The sequence below is a fragment of the Streptomyces sp. SP18BB07 genome (genome assembly GCF_036322545.1).
In the GTDB taxonomy this organism is placed as follows: domain Bacteria; phylum Actinomycetota; class Actinomycetes; order Streptomycetales; family Streptomycetaceae; genus Streptomyces; species Streptomyces deccanensis.
Genome location: NZ_JAQYWT010000316.1, coordinates 81,086 through 101,967 on the forward strand (window position 1 = coordinate 81,086; position 20,882 = coordinate 101,967).

15 protein-coding genes are annotated in these 20,882 nt (G+C 71.4%); 11 read left to right on the top strand and 4 right to left on the bottom strand.

Annotated features, from left to right (window positions below; all coding sequences use genetic code 11):
* Positions 1-57: 57 nt before the first annotated feature.
* The 7 genes from PUR53_RS21350 to PUR53_RS21380 all read left to right on the top strand — a co-directional run bounded on the left by PUR53_RS21350 (position 58) and on the right by PUR53_RS21380 (position 7,939).
* Positions 58-1,593 (top strand): gamma-aminobutyraldehyde dehydrogenase, encoded by a 1,536-nt coding sequence (locus PUR53_RS21350; protein WP_329909308.1) that lies wholly within the window; start codon positions 58-60, stop codon positions 1,591-1,593.
* A gap of 82 nt (positions 1,594-1,675) precedes the next feature.
* On the top strand, positions 1,676-2,920 hold the full coding sequence (locus PUR53_RS21355) for a polyamine ABC transporter substrate-binding protein (RefSeq protein WP_329909309.1): 1,245 nt from the start codon (positions 1,676-1,678) through the stop codon (positions 2,918-2,920).
* An 8-nt stretch (positions 2,921-2,928) separates the two neighbouring features.
* Positions 2,929-4,089, top strand: a complete 1,161-nt coding sequence (locus PUR53_RS21360) for an ABC transporter ATP-binding protein (RefSeq protein WP_329898874.1) — start codon at positions 2,929-2,931, stop codon at positions 4,087-4,089.
* Complete coding sequence (locus PUR53_RS21365; RefSeq protein WP_329909310.1) at positions 4,089-5,036, top strand: ABC transporter permease; 948 nt, start codon at positions 4,089-4,091, stop codon at positions 5,034-5,036. Before PUR53_RS21360 ends, PUR53_RS21365 begins: the two co-directional genes overlap by 1 nt.
* The gene (locus tag PUR53_RS21370; RefSeq protein ID WP_329898876.1) at positions 5,037-5,837 is read left to right on the top strand and encodes an ABC transporter permease; all 801 of its coding nucleotides are present in this window, start codon (positions 5,037-5,039) and stop codon (positions 5,835-5,837) included.
* Between the two features lie 30 nt (positions 5,838-5,867).
* Positions 5,868-7,286 carry an NAD(P)/FAD-dependent oxidoreductase gene (locus PUR53_RS21375; protein ID WP_329898877.1) on the top strand — a complete coding sequence of 473 codons (1,419 nt, stop codon included), beginning with the start codon at positions 5,868-5,870 and terminating at the stop codon, positions 7,284-7,286.
* Between the two features lie 200 nt (positions 7,287-7,486).
* A complete protein-coding gene (locus PUR53_RS21380) occupies positions 7,487-7,939 on the top strand; it encodes a hypothetical protein (protein ID WP_329898878.1) in 453 nt (150 codons plus the stop codon).
* Positions 7,940-8,067: 128 nt separating this feature from the next.
* Here the strand turns inward: PUR53_RS21380 and PUR53_RS21385 are convergent, their stop codons facing one another.
* The gene (locus tag PUR53_RS21385; RefSeq protein ID WP_329898879.1) at positions 8,068-8,754 is read right to left on the bottom strand and encodes a phosphatase PAP2 family protein; all 687 of its coding nucleotides are present in this window, start codon (positions 8,752-8,754) and stop codon (positions 8,068-8,070) included.
* A gap of 388 nt (positions 8,755-9,142) precedes the next feature.
* Positions 9,143-10,477 carry a 4-aminobutyrate--2-oxoglutarate transaminase gene (gene gabT / locus PUR53_RS21390; protein ID WP_329909311.1) on the bottom strand — a complete coding sequence of 445 codons (1,335 nt, stop codon included), beginning with the start codon at positions 10,475-10,477 and terminating at the stop codon, positions 9,143-9,145.
* Positions 10,478-10,749: 272 nt separating this feature from the next.
* Between gabT and PUR53_RS21395 the strand changes: the two genes are divergently transcribed.
* Positions 10,750-12,906, top strand: coding sequence for an ATP-binding protein (locus PUR53_RS21395; protein WP_329909312.1), 2,157 nt, complete (start codon positions 10,750-10,752; stop codon positions 12,904-12,906).
* A 178-nt stretch (positions 12,907-13,084) separates the two neighbouring features.
* A complete protein-coding gene (locus tag PUR53_RS21400) occupies positions 13,085-14,908 on the top strand; it encodes a PucR family transcriptional regulator (RefSeq protein WP_329909313.1) in 1,824 nt (607 codons plus the stop codon).
* A gap of 56 nt (positions 14,909-14,964) precedes the next feature.
* Here the strand turns inward: PUR53_RS21400 and PUR53_RS21405 are convergent, their stop codons facing one another.
* Positions 14,965-15,567 carry a TetR/AcrR family transcriptional regulator gene (locus PUR53_RS21405; protein WP_329898883.1) on the bottom strand — a complete coding sequence of 201 codons (603 nt, stop codon included), beginning with the start codon at positions 15,565-15,567 and terminating at the stop codon, positions 14,965-14,967.
* Between the two features lie 91 nt (positions 15,568-15,658).
* Between PUR53_RS21405 and PUR53_RS21410 the strand changes: the two genes are divergently transcribed.
* Positions 15,659-16,105, top strand: coding sequence for a DUF1772 domain-containing protein (locus tag PUR53_RS21410; protein WP_329909314.1), 447 nt, complete (start codon positions 15,659-15,661; stop codon positions 16,103-16,105).
* A 184-nt stretch (positions 16,106-16,289) separates the two neighbouring features.
* A complete protein-coding gene (locus PUR53_RS21415) occupies positions 16,290-17,786 on the top strand; it encodes an aldehyde dehydrogenase family protein (protein ID WP_329909315.1) in 1,497 nt (498 codons plus the stop codon).
* 145 nt (positions 17,787-17,931) lie between these two features.
* Here the strand turns inward: PUR53_RS21415 and PUR53_RS21420 are convergent, their stop codons facing one another.
* Entirely contained in the window at positions 17,932-20,784 is a 2,853-nt protein-coding gene (locus tag PUR53_RS21420; protein ID WP_329909316.1) for a glycoside hydrolase family 3 C-terminal domain-containing protein, read from the bottom strand.
* Between the last annotated feature and the right edge of the window lie 98 nt (positions 20,785-20,882).

Below are 20,882 nucleotides of genomic sequence, written 5' to 3' on the forward strand. Positions count from 1 at the left end.
GCTGGAGCTACGCACCCGCCCCCGAGGACAGAGGGGGCACCGGCGGAGGAGAGCGACATGCAGAAGCCGGGCACCGCCACCCCGGGCCGATTCCCCGCACAGGACCGCTTCGCGGTCGGCGCGCAGTTCATCGCCGGCCGCCCGACCAAGGGAACATCGGGCCGCACCCACGCGGTCGTCGACCCCGCGACCGGCGAGGAGGTCCTCACCTACGAGCTGGCCGGCCCCGACGACGTGGACGCGGCCGTCGCCGCCGCCCGCGCGGCGTTCCCCGGCTGGGCGGCCACCACGCCCGGTGAGCGGTCGGACGCGTTGCACCGCTTCGCCGCGGTCCTGGCCGACCGGGCGGAGGAGTTCGCGCGGGCCGAGTCCCTGCAGTGCGGCAAGCCGCTCAAGCTGACGCGCGAGTTCGACGTACCCGGCACCATCGACAACACCGCCTTCTTCGCGGGCGCCGCCCGCCACCTCCAGGGCCAGTCGGCCGGCGAGTACTCCGGGGACCACACCTCGTATGTGCGCCGGGAACCCATCGGGGTCGTCGGGTCCGTCGCGCCCTGGAACTACCCGCTCCAGATGGCCGCGTGGAAGATCCTCCCGGCGATCGCCGCCGGCAACACGATCGTCCTGAAGCCCGCCGAGCCGACCCCGCTGACCTCGCTGCTCTTCGCGCAGGCCGCCATGGACGCAGGCATCCCCGACGGTGTGATCAACATCGTCACCGGCACCGGCAGGGAGGCCGGTGAACACCTCGTCGGCCATCCCGATGTGGTCATGACCTCCTTCACCGGGTCCACGGCCGTCGGCAAGCGCGTCGCCGAGGTCGCCACCGCCACCGTCAAGCGGATCCACCTGGAGCTCGGCGGCAAGGCGCCGTTCGTGGTCTTCGACGACGCCGACCTGGAGGCCGCCGTCCACGGCGCGGTCGCGGGCTCCCTCATCAACACCGGCCAGGACTGCACGGCCGCCACGCGCGCGTATGTGCAGCGGCCCCTCTACGAGGAGTTCGTCGCGCGGACGGCCGCCCTGATGGAGACCGTCCGGCTCGGCGACCCCTTCTCCCCGGGCACCGACCTCGGCCCGCTGATCTCGCACGCGCAGCGCGACCGGGTCGCCGGGTTCGTCGAGCGGGCACGCGCGTACGCGCGCGTGGTCACCGGCGGTGAGGCGCCCGGGGGCGAGTTGGAGAGCGGCGCTTTCTATCGGCCCACGCTGATCGCGGACGCCGCGCAGGACAGTGAGATCGTCCAGGCGGAGATCTTCGGCCCGGTGCTCGTGGTCCTGCCGTTCGACAGCGACGACGAGGGCATCCGCCTCGCGAACGACACCCCGTACGGCCTCGCCGCCTCCGCCTGGAGCCGGGACGTCTACCGGACGGGCCGTGCCACCCGGGAGATCAAGGCCGGGTGCGTGTGGGTCAACGACCACATCCCGATCATCAGCGAGATGCCGCACGGCGGCTACAAGGCATCCGGCTTCGGCAAGGACATGTCCGCGTACTCGTTCGAGGAGTACACCCAGATCAAGCACGTCATGTTCGACAATACGGCGATCGCCAGGAAGGACTGGCACCGCACGATCTTCGGGGACCGCTAGTCAGCCCGGGGACCGGCCGCCCGACCCCCGGCCGGTCCCGCCCACCCTCCCGAAAGGGCACCTCCGAAAGGGCACCACGCGCATGGAGCAGTACGAGCCCGACCGCCTCTCACCGGCCCGGGCGGCCGCTGTGCGGCGCAGCCTCACCCACGGCAGGGCCGCGCTCAGCCGCCGTTCACTGCTGCGCGCCGGAACGGGCGGCGCACTCGCGGTCGGCGGGCTCGGGGCGCTCAGCGCCTGCGGCATCCCCGCGGCGAAGAGCACCTCGGGCGGCTCGTCCGAGGACCACTCGGCCAAGGAGAAGGAGGTCAACTTCTCCAACTGGACCGAGTACATGGACGTCGACGACAGCGGCAAGCGCCATCCCAGCCTGGACCAGTTCACCCGCCGCACCGGCATCAAGGTCAAGTACACCGAGGACATCAACGACAACCTCGACTTCTTCGGCAAGATCAAGCCGCAGCTCGCCGCGGGCCAGGACACCGGACGCGACCTCATCTGTGTCACCGACTGGCTCGCCGCCCGCCTGATCCGCTTCGGATGGGTCCAGAAACTGGACGCGTCCAACCTGCCGCATGCCTTCACCAACCTCTCCCAGCAGTTCCGCGACCCGGACTGGGACCCGGGGCGGGCCTACTCGTACCCCTGGCAGGGCATCTCGACCGTCATCGCCTTCAACCGCAAGGCCCTGGACGGCGAGGAGGTGAGGTCCGTCTCCGACATGCTCGACAACCCCAAGCTCAAGGGGCGCGTCGGCTTCCTCTCCGAGATGCGCGACAGCATCGGGATGACCCTGCTCGACATGGGCAAGGACCCGGCGACGTTCGGCGACGACGACTACGACGCGGCGATCGCCCGCCTCCAGAAGGCCGTGGACAAGGGCCAGATACGCCGCTTCACCGGCAACGACTACACCTCGGACCTCACCAAGGGCGACTTCGCGGCCTGTATCGCCTGGGCCGGCGACGTCGTCCAGCTCAAGGCAGACAGCCCCGACGTCGACTTCGTCATCCCCGACAGCGGCTACATGACCTCGACCGACAACCTGCTGATCCCGAACAAGGCCCGGCACAAGACCAACGCCGAACGGCTCATCGACTACTACTACGAGCCGAAACCGGCCGCCGAACTCGCCGCGTACATCAACTACGTGTGCCCGGTCGACGGTGTGAAGGCGGAGCTGGCCGAGATCGACCCGGACGCGGCGAACAACCCGCTGATCATTCCGGACGCGGCCATGGCGGCCAAGTCCCGCGCCTTCCGCTCCCTGAGCCAGAAGGAAGAGACGGCGTACGAAGAGAAGTTCGCGAAGCTGACAGGGGCGTGAGAAGGACGATGACCAGCAAGAAGACGACGGAGCACGGCAGCGGTGACGTCCGCCTCTCCGGCATCGGCAAGACCTACGGCTCCTTCACCGCCGTGCACCCGCTCGACCTGACCGTGCCGGAAGGTTCCTTCTTCGCCCTGCTCGGCGCCTCCGGCTGCGGCAAGACCACCACGCTGCGCATGATCGCCGGCCTGGAGGAACCTTCCTGCGGAAGTGTCCGGCTCGGCGACCAGGACGTGACGAACCTGCCCCCCTACAAGCGGCCGGTGAACACCGTCTTCCAGTCGTACGCCCTCTTCCCGCACCTCGACATCTTCGAGAACGTCGCCTTCGGCCTGCGCCGGCGCGGCATCAAGAGCGTGAAGAAGCAGGTCGAGGAGATGCTGGAACTGGTGCAGCTCGGCGAGCAGGCCCGCAAGAAGCCACACCAGCTCTCGGGCGGCCAGCAGCAGCGGGTCGCCGTCGCCCGCGCCCTCATCAACCACCCCAAGGTGCTCCTCCTCGACGAGCCGCTCGGCGCCCTCGACCTCAAACTGCGCCGCCAGATGCAACTGGAGCTCAAGCGCATCCAGACCGAGGTCGGCATCACCTTCATCCACGTCACGCACGACCAGGAGGAGGCCATGACCATGGCCGACACGGTCGCGGTGATGAACGGCGGCCGGGTCGAGCAACTCGGCTCGCCCACCGATCTGTACGAGAACCCGCGGACCACCTTCGTCGCCAACTTCCTCGGCACCTCCAACCTCATAGAGGCCGAGGTCGACTCCAGGAGCGGCGACGAGCTCGTCCTGAAAGCGGGTGACAGCAAGCTCGTCCTGCCCGAAGCGCGATGTTCCGCGCCCACCCGGACCGGCGGCAAGGTCCTCGTCGGCGTACGCCCCGAGAAGATCACCCTCACCCACGCGGACGACGCCGGGGAGATCCCGGTCGGCCGCAACCGCGTCACCGGCCGGATCACCGCCACCAGCTTCATCGGCGTCTCGACGCAGTACGTGATCGACAGCTCGGTCTGCCCCGGGTTCGAGGTCTACGCGCAGAACATCGACCGCGACACCCGGCTCGTCCCCGGCGCCGACGTCGTCCTGCACTGGAGCCCGGCGCACACGTTCGGCCTGGACGCCGCCCAGGCCATCGACGCGGGCGTGGACGAGGGGGCGGCCGTCTGATGTCGACCGGAACCCTCACCGAGGCCGAGGCGCCACCGCCCGCACCCCTCGCACCCGTCCCGACCACCGGGAAGCCGCCCCGCAAGAGGGGCCGCTGGACGCCGTACCTGCTGCTCGCGCCCGGTCTGATCTGGCTGCTGGTCTTCTTCGCGATGCCGATGGTCTACCAGGCATCCACGTCCGTGCAGACGGGCTCCCTGGAGGAGGGCTACCAGGTCACCTGGCACGTCGCGACCTACTGGGACGCGCTGAGCGAGTACTACCCGCAGTTCCTGCGCTCGGTGCTCTACGCGGGCACGGCGACGGTCCTGTGTCTGCTGCTCGGCTATCCGCTGGCGTACCTGATCGCCTTCCGGGCCGGCCGCTGGCGCAATCTGATCCTGATCCTGGTGATCGCGCCCTTCTTCACCAGCTTCCTGATCCGCACCCTCGCCTGGAAGACGATCCTGTCGGACAGCGGTCCGGTCGTCGGCGCCCTCAACACGCTGCACGTCCTGGACGTCACCAGCTGGCTCGGCCTCACCGCCGGAGACCGGGTGCTCGCCACACCGCTCGCCGTGGTCTGCGGCCTCACGTACAACTTCCTGCCGTTCATGATCCTCCCGCTCTACACCTCCCTCGAACGCATCAACGGACGGCTGCACGAGGCGGCCGGCGATCTGTACGCCAGACCGTTCACCACGTTCCGCAAGGTCACTTTCCCGCTCTCCATGCCGGGCGTCGTCTCCGGGACCCTGCTGACCTTCATCCCGGCCAGCGGCGACTACGTGAACGCCGAACTCCTCGGCTCCACCAACACCCAGATGATCGGAAACGTCATCCAGAGCCAGTTCCTGCGGATCCTCGACTATCCGACGGCGGCGGCGCTCTCCTTCATCCTCATGGCCGCGATCCTCCTCATGGTCACGGTCTACATCCGTAAGTCCGGGACGGAGGATCTGGTTTAAATGGCCTTCGTCCAATGGCTCAAGCGCCGGCTCGTCGTCATCGCGGGACTGCTGACGCTCGGATATCTCCTCCTGCCGAACATCGTCGTCACGGTCTTCTCCTTCAATCAGCCCAAGGGCCGCTTCAATTACGAGTGGCAGGAATTCTCCACCGCCGCCTGGACCGACCCGTGCGGGGTCGCCGACCTGTGCGGCTCGCTCTCGCTCAGCCTCCAGCTGGCCGCTTGGGCGACCCTCGGCGCGACCGTCCTCGGCACGTTGATCGCCTTCGCCCTGGTGCGGTACCGCTTCCGCGCGCGCGGCGCCGTCAACTCGCTGATCTTCCTCCCGATGGCGATGCCCGAGGTCGTGATGGCCGCCTCGCTGCTCACCCTGTTCCTCAATCTGGGTGCGCAGTTGGGATTCTGGACGATCCTCATCGCGCACATCATGTTCTGCCTCAGCTTCGTCGTGGTCGCCGTCAAGGCACGCGTGATGTCGATGGACCCGAGGCTGGAGGAGGCCGCGCGCGATCTCTACGCCGGGCCCGTCCAGACCTTCGTCCGGGTCACCCTGCCGATCGCCGCACCCGGTATCGCGGCGGGCGCGCTGCTCGCCTTCGCACTCTCCTTCGACGATTTCATCATCACCAATTTCAACGCGGGCTCGACCGTCACCTTCCCCATGTTCGTCTGGGGTTCGGCACAACGCGGCACACCCGTGCAGATCAATGTCATCGGTACGGCCATGTTCCTCGTCGCCGTACTGTTCGTCATGGCCGGAATGGTCGTCACCCACCGCAGAAAGCGCCAGAAGGCGTAGCTTCCGATAACGCTGTAGGGAGTTGAAATCATGGCCCCGAGCGCCATGAACCGTTGGACAAAGTCTCTCTCCGACGCACAGCCGGTCCCGTACTGGCTCGAAGACCCGGGCAAGCCCCACCCCGAGCCCGCGCTCACCGGCGCCGAGACCTGCGACCTGCTGGTCGTCGGCGGCGGCTACAGCGGACTGTGGACCGCGCTGAACGCCAAGGAGCGCGATCCGGGACGGGACGTCGTCCTGCTGGAAGGCCGCGAGGTGGGCTGGGCCGCCTCCGGCCGCAACGGCGGCTTCTGCGCCGCCTCACTCACCCACGGCCTGGCCAACGGCCTCGCCCGCTGGCCGGACGAGATCCACAAGCTGGAGGAACTGGGCGCCCGCAACCTCGACGAGATCGAGGCGGCGGTCGCCCGCCACGGCCTGGACTGCGACTTCGAACGCACCGGCGAGATCGACGTCGCCACCGAGCCGTACCAGGCCTGGGAGCTGCGCGACTGGTACGACGAACTCGCCCGCAAGGGCCTCGCCGACGGCATCGAGTTCCTCGACGCCGACGCCGTCCGCGACCAGGTCGCCTCACCCACCTTCGAGGCCGGCCTGCACGACCGCCGGGGCGTGGCCATGCTGCACCCCGCCAAACTCGCCTGGGGCCTCAAGCGCGCCTGTCTGAACCTCGGCGTCCGGGTCTACGAGCACACGCCCGCGCTGAACCTGAAGGCGTACGGCACCGGGATGGCCGTCCGCACCCCCTACGGCCAGGTCCGTACCCGGCAGGTGGCGCTCGGCACCAACATCTTCCCCAGCCTGGTCAAGCGCGTCCGCGCGTACACCGTCCCCGTCTACGACTACGCCCTGATGACCGAGCCGCTCACCGCCGACCAACTGGCGTCGATCGGCTGGAAGAACCGGCAGGGGCTCGGGGACTCGGCCAACCAGTTCCACTACTTCCGGCTCAGCGCCGACAACCGGATCCTCTGGGGCGGCTACGACGCGGTCTACCAGTACGGCGGCCGGGTGCGCGCCGAGTACGACGACCGGCCGGAGACGTACGCCAAGCTGGCCGGGCACTTCTTCACCTGCTTCCCGCAGCTGGAGGGCGTCCGCTTCACCCACGCGTGGGGCGGGGCCATCGACACCTGCTCCCGCTTCTCCGCGTTCTTCGGCACCGCCCACCAGGGCAGAGTCGCCTACGCGGCCGGCTACACCGGGCTCGGCGTGGGCGCCACCCGGTTCGGCGCGGACGTCATGCTGGACCTCCTCGCGGGGGAGCGCACCGAGCGCACCGAACTGGAGATGGTGCGCAAGAAGCCGCTGCCCTTCCCGCCGGAGCCGTTCGCCTGGACCGGCATCGCCCTCACCAAGTGGTCCCTGGCCCGGGCCGACTCCCACGCGGGCCGCCGCAACCTGTGGCTGAAGGCCATGGACCGGCTGGGGCTGGGCTTCGACAGCTGAGGGCGCGGGGACGGAAACCGCGGTCGGCGGGGCGTGCAGGCGCACTCGTGATCAACAGGCGTACGCCCTGTCGGACCGCGTTACGCCATTCACCACCAAGAAGTGGTCGGAACCCGCGTAATGCCCGGCCGGAACCTCTGTCTGTGCTCCTGACGCGAAACCGCGTCCGCAGGAGCTCTAGAGAGAGGAAGGTCCCTGTCATGACTGGGGCCAAGACGGCGGTCGAGTGGCTGGCATCCGTGTCACCGGATCCCGAGGCCTGCCGCTGGGAGTGGGAGCGCAACCCCCTGGGGGTCGCCCTGCTGCCGGCCGGCAGGGCCTGGGACGTGCTGATCCTGCCGGGCGAACTCGGCTATCCCACGCTCGACGTCCTGACGCGCATCATCGATCAACCCGGGCCCGTGCTCGTCGACTTCGGCGACGACCGCATGGGGTTCTTCGTGCCGCCGGGCACGGCGTCACGGTGGCTGGGCACGGGGGTGCGCAGCGCCGGCGGCGGCACCTGGATCGTGGTGCCGTACCCGGGCCGGCAGACCGGCGGTGTCCGCTGGCTGATCCCGCCGGACGGCAGCGGCACCCTCACCGACCCGGCCCTCCTCGAACTGGCGATGCACGAGGCGGCGGCGAACCTGGCGAGGGACGAGGACCGCTAGCCGGGGCCCACCGCCCCGTCTCGTGACGCGCGGCCGTCCCCCGGCCGCACCGCGCTCTCGTCGGCCGCCCGTGCGGCCGACGCGGAAGCGGACATCGAACAGGCGCCGGCGGAGGTGGCCGACGCACGTCATCCGTGGCGGCGCCGCACCCCGAACCACAGCGAGGAGAGCAGCAGCGCGCACACGCACCAGCTCGCGACCACGTCGAGCGGCCAGTGGTAGCCCTGGCGCACCAGGCCGAAACCGACCCCGATGTTCACGACGACCGCGAGGACGACCACCGCGCGGCGCACGAGCACGCCACGCAGCCAGGGCAGCAGAAGCAGGACGGCGGCGCCGTACGCGACGGCGGCGGTCGCGGTGTGACCGGAGGGGTAGAAGCCCGTGCCGGGTCCCATGATCGGCGGGCCGGACCGGGCGATGAGCTCCTTCAGCGGGACGACCCAGAGAGGCACCAGGGCCATGAGGAGGGCCGCGGTGGCGGACGGCCGCCACCAGTGGTCCCGACCGGTGGCACGCATGCGCCACGCGACGAACAGGAGCACCAGGGCGAGCACCGGGACGGCGACCGTGATGTTGCCGAGGTCGGCCAGGAACTGCGTGGGGGCGCCCCGGTGCACGAGGGAGTCGCTGAGGCGTTCGTCCAGACGGGCCAGCGGGCCGCGCGCGAGGACCTGCCAGGTGATCAGCGCGAAGAGAAGGGCCGGGGCGCCGCCGAGAAGGAGGAGAGCGGCGCTGCGGCCCGAGGGGGTGGTCGGCCGTCCACGAACAGGGGGGGTGGTTCGAGGACGGCCGACCGGATCGGTGTGCCGCACGCCCCGGGGGGTTTGGGGCGGGCGGCCATCCGATCGGTGAGGAGATCCGGAGCCGGAAGCTCCGGGTGTGTGCGCGAGGGCACGACCAGGGCGAAGCTGGGGAGGCCCCGACCCGGTGTCACCCACAGTCCCCTGTGGGCGGGGTGTATCTCTCATCTGCGTCAAAACCTACGACAGGGAGGGCGGCGACGACAGGCGGAATCGCGACCCGACATGCACCTTGCACACCTTCTTCACGCCCTCTGACGCTTGTCCACAGGGACCGGAATCCGGGATCGGATTCCGGTTCCGGGAAGCGTGGGACGTCGGGGACGGATGGGGGGTTCCGTATGCGAGCGCCCTGCGTGACGGGGCCCTCGCACACGTGTCCGGCGGTCCCGGACGTGTGTCAGATACGGGTGAACGCCTGCTCGATGATGTCGAGGCCCTCGCCCAGGAGGTCGTCGCCGATCACGAGCGGCGGCAGGAAGCGCAGGACGTTGCCGTAGGTGCCACAGGTCAGGACCAGCAGCCCCTCCTGGTGGCAGGCCTTGGCCAGCGCGGCGGTCGCCTCCGGGTTCGGCTCCTTGGTCGTACGGTCCTTGACCAGCTCGATGGCGATCATGGCGCCCCGGCCGCGGATGTCACCGATGACGTCGAACTTCTCGGCCATGGCGGTGAGGCGCGCCTTCATCGTCGCCTCGATGTTCTTCGCGCGGGAGTTGAGGTCGAGCTCCTTCATCGTCTCGATCGAGCCGAGGGCGCCGGCGCAGGCGACGGGGTTGCCGCCGTAGGTGCCGCCCAGGCCGCCCGCGTGCGCCGAGTCCATGATCTCCGCGCGGCCGGTGACGGCGGCGAGCGGGAGACCGCCGGCGATCCCCTTGGCGGTGGTGATCAGGTCCGGGACGATGCCCTCGTCCTCGCACGCGAACCACTGCCCGGTGCGGCAGAAACCGGACTGGATCTCGTCGGCGACGAAGACGATGCCGTTGTCGGAGGCGAACTTGCTGATCGCCGGCAGGAAGCCCTTGGCCGGCTCGATGAAGCCGCCCTCGCCGAGCACCGGCTCGATGACGATCGCGGCCACGTTCTCGGCGCCGACCTGCTTGGCGATCTGGTCGATCGCCTGCGCGGCGGCCTCCGGGCCCGCGTTCTCCGGTCCGGTCGGCCAGCGGTAGCCGTACGCCACGGGCACGCGGTACACCTCGGGCGCGAACGGACCGAAGCCGTGCTTGTACGGCATGTTCTTCGCCGTCAGCGCCATGGTGAGGTTGGTGCGGCCGTGGTAGCCGTGGTCGAACACGACCACCGCCTGGCGCTTGGTGTACGACCGGGCGATCTTCACCGCGTTCTCGACGGCCTCGGCGCCGCTGTTGAACAGCGCGGACTTCTTGGCGTGGTCGCCCGGGGTGAGCTCGGCGAGGGCCTCGGCGACCGCGACGTAGCCCTCGTACGGGGTGACCATGAAACAGGTGTGCGTGAAGTCCTGGAGCTGGGCGGTCGCGCGGCGGACCACGGCCTCCGCGCTCGCGCCGACGCTGGTGACGGCGATGCCCGAGCCGAAGTCGATCAGCCGGTTGCCGTCGACGTCCTCGATGATGCCGCCGCCCGCGCGCGCGGTGAACACGGGCAGCACCGACCCCACGCCCGCCGCGACGGCGGCGACACGACGAGCCTGCAGTTCCTGGGACTTCGGTCCGGGGATGGCGGTGACTACGCGGCGCTCCTGGGGAAGTGCGCTCATGTGGGGCTCCTGGGGTGGTGCGGACGACGTGGCTTCTTTTCTCGCAGGCTAGGGCGGGGGCCGGTGGGTGGGCATGCTCCATGTGGGCGTTGTCGGGTGTTCGTCTTGTCCGGGTTGGACATGGAGGAACGGTGGGCACGGGTGTGCGCCCGGCCGCGTAATACGGTGAGCACACGGGTTCACCCGGCCGCGTAAACGGTGAACTCCCCATGCGGGAGCGTTAGATTGGCTCGCTGATGGTGGACGGAACGGCTGGTCAGGGGGCAAGCGCGATGAACAGCGACGGGACGCGGGACGCGCGGGGGACACATGCGAATCCTGTGCCGCGTCCGGCGGGGTCGCCGGAGATGCCGGCGGCACCTCCCGTGCCGCCGATGCCCGCGGGGGCTCCAGGCGGGCCGGGCGCGCCGGGTATGCCGGGGGTTCCGCCCAGGCCGGACGGGAACGCCTTTCTGTCCTGGCTGCGGACGCCTCGGCCCGACGCGGCGCTCGGAGTGTGGCGCTTCGGGCACCGGCCGCGGCCGGCGGAGGAGCCGGAGACCGTCCCCGCCCGGCAGTTGCTCGGCGGCGCCCTGATCGCCTTCCTCGTCGGCTGGCTGATCTGGTCCCTGCTCTGGAACGGCTACCTCGGCGGCTGGTGGCTGGTGCCGCTCTACGCGATGATCCCGGACTCCTGGGCGCCGGCCCACTCCTACTCCGCCGTGGTCCTCAGCTACGTCTGGTACACGGTCGTCGCCGTCGCGATCATGATCGGTGTGGGCCGCCTCGGCCGCTGGGGCGAGGTCTGGCGCCGGTACGGTGCCCCGCGCTTCCGGCAGCCGAGGGAGCGACAGGTCGTACCGCCGCCGCAGGACGACCCCGCCCAGTGGAATCAGCTTCGGGAGGCCGGGGCCGGGGAAGCCGCGGAGCGGCTGGTGGCCGAGGCGGGGGCCGGGCTGATGCGGGACGTGGACCACGCGCGGATCATGCGGGCGTGGCAGGGCGTACGCAGCGGCCGGCACAGTATGGCGACGTTCACCGGTGCCGTGCTGAAGGACGGGGCGGCCGCGTGCCTGCACCCCTCCGGAGAGCGGGACCTGCCCGCCCGGCTGGCCAAGCACGACCTGGTCACCGGGCAGGTCCGCCTGGGCGGCACCGTCGACGACCCGCGCAACCCGTACGCCTACCGGGGTACGGGCCTGGCCCTGGGCCCCGAACTGCTCGGCACGTCCCTGCTGGCCGTCGGGCCCGCCGGGTCGGGCAAGACGGGCAGCGTCGTCTGGCCCGTCGCCGAGTCGCTGTGTCTGCACGCGCTCGCCGGGCGGGCCGCCGTGGTGGTCGTGGGGGCGGCGGGCGCGGGGCTGGGGCCGACCGACGCGTACGACGTCGTCGTGCGGATCGGCAACCCGGAGTCCGTGTACGACCTCGATCTCTACGGCGGGACCACCGATCCCGACGAGGCGGCGGCCGTGCTCGCCGAGGCGCTCGTCGGCGATCTCGCCGACCCGCACCCCGGCGGCGACAGCCGGCGCTCCACCACGGTCCTCGCCCAGCTGCTCGGCCCCTTCCGGGCGGTGCACGGACGCTTCCCGTCGGTGCCGCAGTTGCGGCAGCTGCTGGACGGCGCCCCCGGCCCGCTGGGCGAGCTGCGCGAGGCCCTCCAGGACGCCGGGCAGGAGTCGCTGCTGCGGGAGCTGGACGCGCGGGAACGCCAGCTCGGGCACCCCGGGGACCTCGGGAGCGTCCTGGCGGACCGGGTCGCCCTGCTCGACCGGCCCGCCTTCGCCGCGTTCTTCGACACCTCCGGCCAGTCCCGGCCCTTCTCCCTGCGGGCCCTCGACCACCCCGTACGGGTCCGGATCGACCTCCCCGAGCGCGGTCACGCCGACGCCTCGCGCATCCTGGCGCGGCTGGTGCTCGCGCAGTTCACCGCGAGCGTCGCGGTACGGGAGGACAAGTCGCTGTTCGCCTGCCTCGTGCTGGACGACGCCACAGGGGCCGTCACACCGGAGGCCGTGCGCGGCATCCAGCGGCTGCGGTCCACCAACGCGGGGGCGGTCCTCACCCTGCGCACCCTCGACGACGTGCCCCGGCCGTTGCGCGGTCCGCTCCTCGGCGCGACCGGCTGCCGGATGGCGCTGTCCGGGCTCACCCCGTGGGACGGGCAGGACTTCGCCGAGGTGTGGGGCAAGGAGTGGACCGAGGCCCGGGACGTCACCGACCGGCAGATCATCGCCGACTCCCCGGCGGGCAAGGCCTGGCACGCGCTGCGCCGGGTCATGACCGGCCACGCTCCCACCGCGCGGGCCGTGACCGTACGGCAGGTGGAGCGGGAGCGGTGGTCCGCGTCCGAACTGGCGCACGGGGTGCCGCCGGGGCACGCGGTGCTGTCGCTGACGAACGTGCGGGGCGAGCACGCGCCTCCGTTGCTGGTGGACCTGCGGGGCTGAGCGGGGCACGTCAGGGGCGTCGGAGCGGCGTTCGATTTGAGCCATTCGGTGTGCGGTGCGTGGGACTTGTGATCGTACGGTGAGGCAGAATCGGGACAGGCCGTTCATACGCGGCGGCCAAGAGGTGTCTGCCTGTCCCTAGCCCCGCCCCCTCCCCCGTCGTCGACCTGAAGGTCCCATGCCCCCGACGCTCGCCTCGCTCATCCACCACTCCGCGCTCAAGCTGACCGTGCGGGCGGGCGAGGACCGCCTCGACGTGCCGGTGCGCTGGGCGCACGCCAGTGAGCTCGCCGACCCCGTGCCCTACATGGAGGGCGGGGAGCTGCTGCTGATCACCGCGTTGAAGCTGGACGCGGAGGATCCGGAGGCGATGCGGCGCTATGTACGCAGGCTGGTGGGGGCCGGGGTCGTCGGCCTCGGGTTCGCCGTCGGGGTGCATTACGAAGACATCCCCGAGGCGCTCGTCGACGCGGCCGAGGGGGAGGGGCTGCCCCTGTTGGAAGTGCCCCGGCGTACGCCCTTCCTCGCCATCAGCAAGGCGGTGTCGGCCGCGATCTCCGCCGAGCAGTACCGGGCGGTGACGGCGGGCTTCGCCGCGCAACGGGAACTCACCAGGCAGGCGTTGACCGCCGGGCCCGAGGGGCTGCTGGGTGCGCTCGCCGGGCAGGTCGACGGGTGGGCGGCCCTGTACGACGCCTCCGGCGCGGTCGTCGCGGTGGCGCCCGAGTGGGCGGAGCGACGGGCCGGGCGGCTCGTCGCCGATGTCGAACGGCTGCGCGACCGCCCCGCTCCGGCCAGCGCGGTCGTCGGCGGCGAGGACCGCGTCGAACTGCACTCCCTCGGCACCGGCCGCCGGGCCCGCGCCGCCCTCGCCGTCGGCACGGCGGCGGCGCTCGGTACGGCCGAGCGGTACGCCGTCCACTCCGCGATCGCCCTCCTCACCCTCACGACGGAACGGTCGGGCTCGTTGCACGCCGCCGAGCAGCGGATCGGCGCGGCGGTGCTGCGCATGCTGCTGGCCGGGGAGTGCGACCACGCGCGCGCCGTCGCCGGGGATCTGTACGGGGACCTCCTGGACGCCCCGTTCCGGCTGATCCTCGCGGAGGCGGCGTCGGCTTCGGCCGCGCGGGCGCGGGTGGAGGGTGCAGTGGGTGCGGTGAGTACGGCGGCGGCCGTGGAGGGGGTGGCCGGGGAAGGGGCTCGGACCGCAGTCGCCGGCGGAAGCAGGGAAGGGGCCCGTGCTTCCGGGGCGGGAGGTGCGGCTGCGGGCGTGGCCGCCGACGTCGTACGGGCCGCTGCGGGCGGGGCCGCCGGTGGTGACTCGGGTGGGGAACTGCTCGGACAGCTCGTCGAGGTGGTGGAGGCGGCCGCGGCGCGCGCCGGGGAGGCGGTGCTCGTGGTGCCCGACGGGGAGCGCCTCGTCGTGCTCGCCGTGGACGGGGGCGCGGCGGTCGCCGCGTGCGGGGAGTTCGCGGTGGCCTTGGAGACGGCTCGGGCGGCGGGGCGGGACCCGGTGTCCGCCGGCGGGTCCGCGTCCGCGTCCGCCTCCGTCGTGGGCTCGGTCGAGGAGGAGGAGCTCGTCGTCGGGCTGTCCGCACCGGCGGGGCCGATAGCGGCCGCCGCGGCGTACAAGCAGGCCGAGCAGGCGCTGTCCGTGGCTCGGCGCCGGGGGCGTTGTCTGGTCGAGCACGAGGAGCTGGCGGCGGGGTCCGTGCTGCCGCTGCTCGGGGACGACGCCGTGCGGGCCTTCGCCGACAGCCTGCTCCGTCCGCTGCGGGAGCACGACGCGACGGGGCGGGGGGATCTGGTCGCCTCGCTGCGGGCGTGGTTGTCGCGCCACGGCCAGTGGGACGCGGCTGCCGCGGACCTGGGGGTGCACCGGCACACGCTGCGCTACCGGATGCGCCGGGTGGAGGAGATCCTCGGCCGCTCGCTGGACGACCCGGACGTCCGGATGGAGCTGTGGCTGGCCCTGAAGGCGACGGCCGCGGCAGGGGAGTAGACCGCGCCCGCCCGCGAGGTGTGGCCGTGTGCCTGCTGGCGTGCTGGGGTGCTGGGTCAGAGCATGGGGAGTCGGTCCACCAGCAGCTCCACCCTGCGTTCGGTGTCCTCCGGCGGGAGGCGCCGCGCCCGGGTGAGGGTGGCCAGGCCGTGCAGGGCCGCCCAGAACATCTCGGTGAACAGTGCCGGGTGGACCCCCTCCCCGGCGACCTCGCTGAGGTTCTCCAGCAGGGCGGCGAAGGCGTCCTTCAGCGGCTCGGGGGTGTCCTCCTGCGCGAACGCCAGGCCGCCGTCGAGCCGGAACATGGCGTCGTAGACCGCCGGGTTGCGCTCGGCGAAGTCGAGGTAGGCGCGGGCCAGGGCGGTGACCCGGGTGCGGGGGCCGTCCGCAGCGGAGGGCGCGGCGGAGGCGACGGCTGAGGTCGCGGCCCGCAGCGCCGTGGCCATTTCGGCGGCCCCCTCCAGCGCGACGGCCCCGATGATCTCGCGCTTGCCGCGGAAGTGGCTGTAGAGGACGGGCTGGCTGTATTCGATGCGCTCGGCGAGCCGGCGGGTGGTGACCGCGTCCCAGCCCTGCTGCTCGGCGAGTTCGCGGGCCGTGGCCACGATGAGGCGCTCGCGGCCCGCCCGCTCGCGCTCCTTGCGTTCCTGTACCGACATGACGTGATTCTAGCACTGCTAGACAATCGAGCGGCAGTAGTACTAGCGTTGCCACATCAGCTAGCGCCGCTAGATTCCTGGAGGGCTCATCATGCTCGACGCACTTGAGGTGGTCACCACCGTCGTCATCGGACTGATGGTGGGGGTGGAGTTCTCGGTCGCCTTCGTCATCAACCCGATCCTCAACGCGCTCCCCGACGACAGCGCGGTGCTCGGCCGTGCCCACGGGGGGCGGATGCTGGGCGCGGTGATGCCGGTCTGGTACATCGCCTCACTCGTCCTCGTCGGGGTCTGGGCCGTCGCCGGACGGCAGGACGACGGCACGGGCCTCGTGGTCACCGCAGCCGGGCTGCTGATCGTCAGCGTGATCATGTCGCTGCTGCTGCTCGTCCCGATCAACAATCGGGGCAGGACATGGACGCCCGAGAACCGCCCCGAGGACTGGAAGGCGCAGATGAACCGCTGGGACCGCTTCCACTACGCCCGCGTGGCCGTCATCGTCGGCGCCTTCACTCTGCTGGTGGCGGCCCTCGCCTGAGCCCACGGGCCGATTGAGCCCACGGGGCGATGCCGGCTGGGTCTCGGTCCCGTACTCGTCCAATCTGGCGCAACCCCCGGCCGTACTCATACGTGCCGGACAAGCGACCCCTCGTCGTCGCGGCCCTACCGTGGAGCGGACGTCGAAGTGTCATTTATCGAATATCGAAGGGCCGGGAACGACTATGACCGCCACTCACGCCTTCTGGCTCGCCGGCCGTCAGGCCACCGGTGAGAGCACGTTCGATGTGACGTCGCCTTGGAACGGCCGGTCGGTCGGCAGGGTGAGTGTGCCGACGGACGAGCAGGTCGAGGAGGCCGTGGCCGCCGCGTACGCCGTACGGGACGAGCTCGCGGCGACGCCGGCCCATGTGCGGGCCGCGGTCCTGGACCGGGTCAGCAGGCGTCTGGTCGAGCGGACCGAGGAGATCGCGCAACTGATCTCCGCCGAGAACGGCAAGCCGATCAAGTGGGCGCGCGGCGAGGTCGGCCGGGCCGTCTCGGTGTTCCGGTTCGCGGCCGAGGAGGCCCGCCGGTTCAACGGCGGCGAGGCGCAGCGGCTCGACACCGACCTCGGCGGTCAGGGGCGACTGGCCCTCACGCGCCGCTTCCCCAAGGGCGCCGTCCTCGGCATCGCGCCCTTCAACTTCCCGCTGAACCTCTGCGCCCACAAGATCGCCCCGGCGATCGCCGCCGGTGTGCCGATCATCCTGAAGCCCGCCCCGGCCACCCCTCTCTCCGGTCTGATCATCGGAGAACTGCTCGCCGAGGCCGAGGCCCACGCGGAGGGCGCGGCCGGTGCCACCGGTACGGGAGCCGGGACCGTCCTTCCGGCCGGCTCCTGGAGCATCCTCCCCGTTGCCAACGACCGCATGCCCGCCCTCGTCCAGGACGAGCGGCTCCCCGTGATCTCGTTCACCGGCTCCGAGAAGGTCGGCTACGCGATCATGGACTCGGTGCCGCGCAAGCACTGCACGCTGGAGCTCGGTGGCAACGGCGCGGCCGTCGTCCTCGCCGACTACGCCTCCGACGCGGACCTCGACTGGGCCGCGACGCGTATCGCGACCTTCTCGAACTACCAGGGCGGCCAGTCCTGCATCTCCGTGCAGCGGGTGATCGCGGACGCGTCCGTGTACGACCGGCTGCTGCCGCGCATCGTCGCCGCGGTCGAGGCCCAGGTGACCGGTGACCCGTCCGACGGCGCCACCGACGTCGGGCCGCTGGTCGACGAGAACGCCGCCAAGAGGGTCGAGACGTGGGTCCAGGAGGCGGTCGACGCCGGGGCCACCCTCCTCACCGGCGGCAAGCGGGACGGCGCCACGTACGCGCCGACCGTCCTGGCCGACGTACCCACCGACGTGACCCTCTCCTGCGAGGAGGTCTTCGGGCCCGTCCTCACCGTACGGAAGGTGGACGGGGAGGCCGAGGCCTTCGCCGCCGTCAACGACTCCAAGTACGGCCTCCAGGCGGGCGTCTTCACCCATGACCTGCAGACCGCCTTCCGCGCCCACCGCGCGCTGGAGGTCGGCGGCGTGATCATCGGCGACGTGCCCTCCTACCGCGCCGACCAGATGCCCTACGGCGGCGTGAAGCAGTCCGGAGTGGGGCGCGAGGGCGTGAGGTTCGCGATGGACGACTACACCTACGAGCGGGTCATGGTCCTGACGGGGATCCAGCTCTGACGCCCCAGTGAGACCGTCCCGTCCCACCCCTAGCTTCTGATAACCGTTTTCAGGTAGCCTGGGGGCAGATCCCGGGATGAAGGGGCCCGGCACCGATGCCTTCCGGTGCCGGGCCCCTTCTGTGCGTCGGCCTGCTTCCGGACCCTCAACCGGAGAAGCCGACGTGCGCCAGCCGCAGTGGGCCGCGCAGCCTCAGGTGGACGTCGTGCACACCGGCGGCCGTCACGTCGGTGCGCAGCGTGGTGTAGGCATACGGGTCGCCGGTGGGGCGCTCCGGCGTCAGTGTCGCGAGGACCGGGCCGCCGACCAGGGAGAACTCGACGGTGCCCGACCCGGACACCTCCACCTCGACGGACGTGACCCCCGCGCCGAAGTCGCAGCTCTGGAAGATCAGTTCACCGGAGCCGCCGTCCGTCGGCGTCACGGCGTCGCCCGACACCTTGGTGCGGTCGACGATCTCCGTGCCGCGCTGTTCGTCGAAGTCCGCCGCGTCCAGGCCGTGCGTGACGACCGGGCGCGGAGCCACGGCTTCGCCCTCGACGGTGACGGTCGTACGGAGACGGATGTCCTCGCTCGACGCGCCGGCGAGGAGTTCGTACGCGCCGGGCTCCAGGTGCCAGGTGCCGTGGGCCACGTCCCAGAACTCCAGGGCGGACAGCGGGAGTCGGAAGGTCAGTTCCGTCGAGGCGCCGGGGGCGAGAGCGACCCGGCGGTGGCCGACCAGCTCGCGGCGGGGGCGCGGGACCGACGGGTCCACGGCGCGGACGTACAGCTGGGCGACCTCGTCGGCGGTCACCGCCCCCGTGTTGGTGACGGTGAAGGAGACCGTCAGGGCGTCATCACCCGTGTGGGCGACCAGGTTTCCGTACGCGAACTCCGTGTACGACAGGCCGTGGCCGAACGGGAAGAGCGGGGTGCCCTCGAAGTAGAGGTACGTCTGACGGCCGCCGATCACGTCGTAGTCGAGGAGGTCGGGGAGGTCCGCGTCGGCGGCGTACCAGGTCTGCGGGAGGCGGCCGGCGGGGGAGACGTCGCCGGCGAGGACGCGGGCCAGGGCGGTGCCCGCGGCCTGGCCGCCGTGCGCGGTCCACAGGACGGCGGGCAGGTCGGCGGGGTCGACCGCGTACGGGTAGGCCGAGACCAGGACCAGCGCGGTGTTCGGGTTGGCGGCGCGGGCGGCGCGCAGCAGGCGCTCCTGGTGGGCGGGGAGCGCGAGGCCGGTGCGGTCCTCGGTCTCGCGGCCGTTGATGTGCGGGTCGTTGCCCGCGACGACGAGGACCACGTCGGCCTCGGCGGCGACCCTGGTGACGGCCTCCTCACCGGGCTGGACCACCATGAGCTCGAAGATTTCCGGGTTTTCGTCGGCAACCTTCACGCCGTCGGCGCCGACAGCGACGTACCGGCCTGTCCCTGTGTGCTTGAGGAGGTGACCGTTCCCGTGGGATCCGGAGGGCTCCAGGCTGAACGTCTCCTGGACGATCCAGCCGCCCGGCTGATCCACCGACGCGCGCAGGTACCCGTCCTCGGCGACCGAGAGGTAACGGCCGTCGGGGGCGCGGAAGGTGAGGACGCCCCCGCCCCAGTCGACGAGGGCCAGTTCGGTGCCGTCCGCGTCCGTGGTGAGCGGTGGCAGGTCGGTGCGGCCGGCCAGGAGCGCCGGGTCGAGCGCGCCCTCCGCGCCCCGTACCTCGTCGTCGGCCTCGGCGGCCTCGGGCACGGAGACGAACGCGCCGGTGGACAGCGCCCTCAGGCGTACGCGGTCCACGCCCTCCGCGAACGTCACGCGCTCGGCGCCGAAGCGGTCGTACAGGCCTTCGAGCGGAGTGGAGCGGTGGAGGAGGGTGCCGCTGTACCAGTCGAGTTTGCACTCGTCGGCGAGCAGCCCGACGACGGCGATCCGGGTGTCGGCCGCGAGCGGCAGCAGGTCGCCCTCGTTCTTCAGCAGCACGACCGCCTGCTCGGCCGCCTCCAGGGCGAGGGCCCGGTGGGCCGGGGTGTCGAAGTCCGTGAGGCCTGCGTACGGGTCGGTGTCGGCGTCGAACTCGCCGAGACGGAAGCGGACCGAGAGCTGGCGGCGTACCGCCTCGTCGATGTCGTCCTCGGTCAACAGGCCCTTGTCCAGGGCGCCCTTGATGCGGCCGGTCATCGTCGAGCTCTCCGTGCCGTGGTCGGTGAAGCTGTCGACCCCGGCGCGCAGCGAGGCGGCCGTCGCCTCCTCGTGGGTGGCGAAGTAGTGCTCGGAGTCGACGAGGTTCGACGGCGCGCCCGCGTCCGAGCAGACCAGCAGGGGCTCCTCGGTCCAGCGGCGCAACTGCTCGGCCAGGTAGGGCGAGACGTGGTTGGGGCGGCCGTTGACCAGGTTGTACGCGGGCATGACGCCGACGACGGCGCCCGCCTCGACGGTCTCGCGGAAGGCGCGCAGGTCGTACTCGTGCAGGACGCGCGGGCGGACCGAGGAGGAGGTGGTGGAGCGGTCGGTCTCGTTGTTGTGCGCCAGCCAGTGCTTGAGCACGGGGGCCGTGCGCCAGTACGTGGGGTGGTCGCCGCGCAGGCCGCGGGTGTAGGCGGTGGCGATCGCCGAGGTCAGCTTCGGGTCCTCGGAGTACCCCTCCTCGTTGCGGCCCCACAGCGGGTGGCGCAGCAGGTTGACCGTGGGGGACCAGACGTTGAGGCCGACGCGGTCGTCGCGGGCCCGCATCGCGCGGACCTCGGTGGACACGGCCTCGCCGACGCGGTGCACGAGGTCGTCGTTCCAGGTCGCGCCGAGACCCACCGCCTGGGGGAACACCGTCGCGGGGCCCATCCAGGCCACGCCGTGCAGGGCCTCCTGGCCGGTACGGAAGGCAGCCACCCCGAGTCGGTCGACGGCGGGGGCGAACTGGTGCAGGAACGCGATCCTCTCGTCCAGGGTGAGCCGCTGGAGCAGATCGTCGATGCGCTTCGCGAGCGGCAGCTGCGGATCGCGGAAAGGCGGCGTGGGCGTCGTCTGTGCGGTCACGTTGGGGATCCCTTTGCGGTGGAGCGGCGAGGCGCTTTCGAAGCGCTTCGATGCTCATTCGACCGTGGGGTGGGTGTCAAGAGACCAAGGCGCAACAG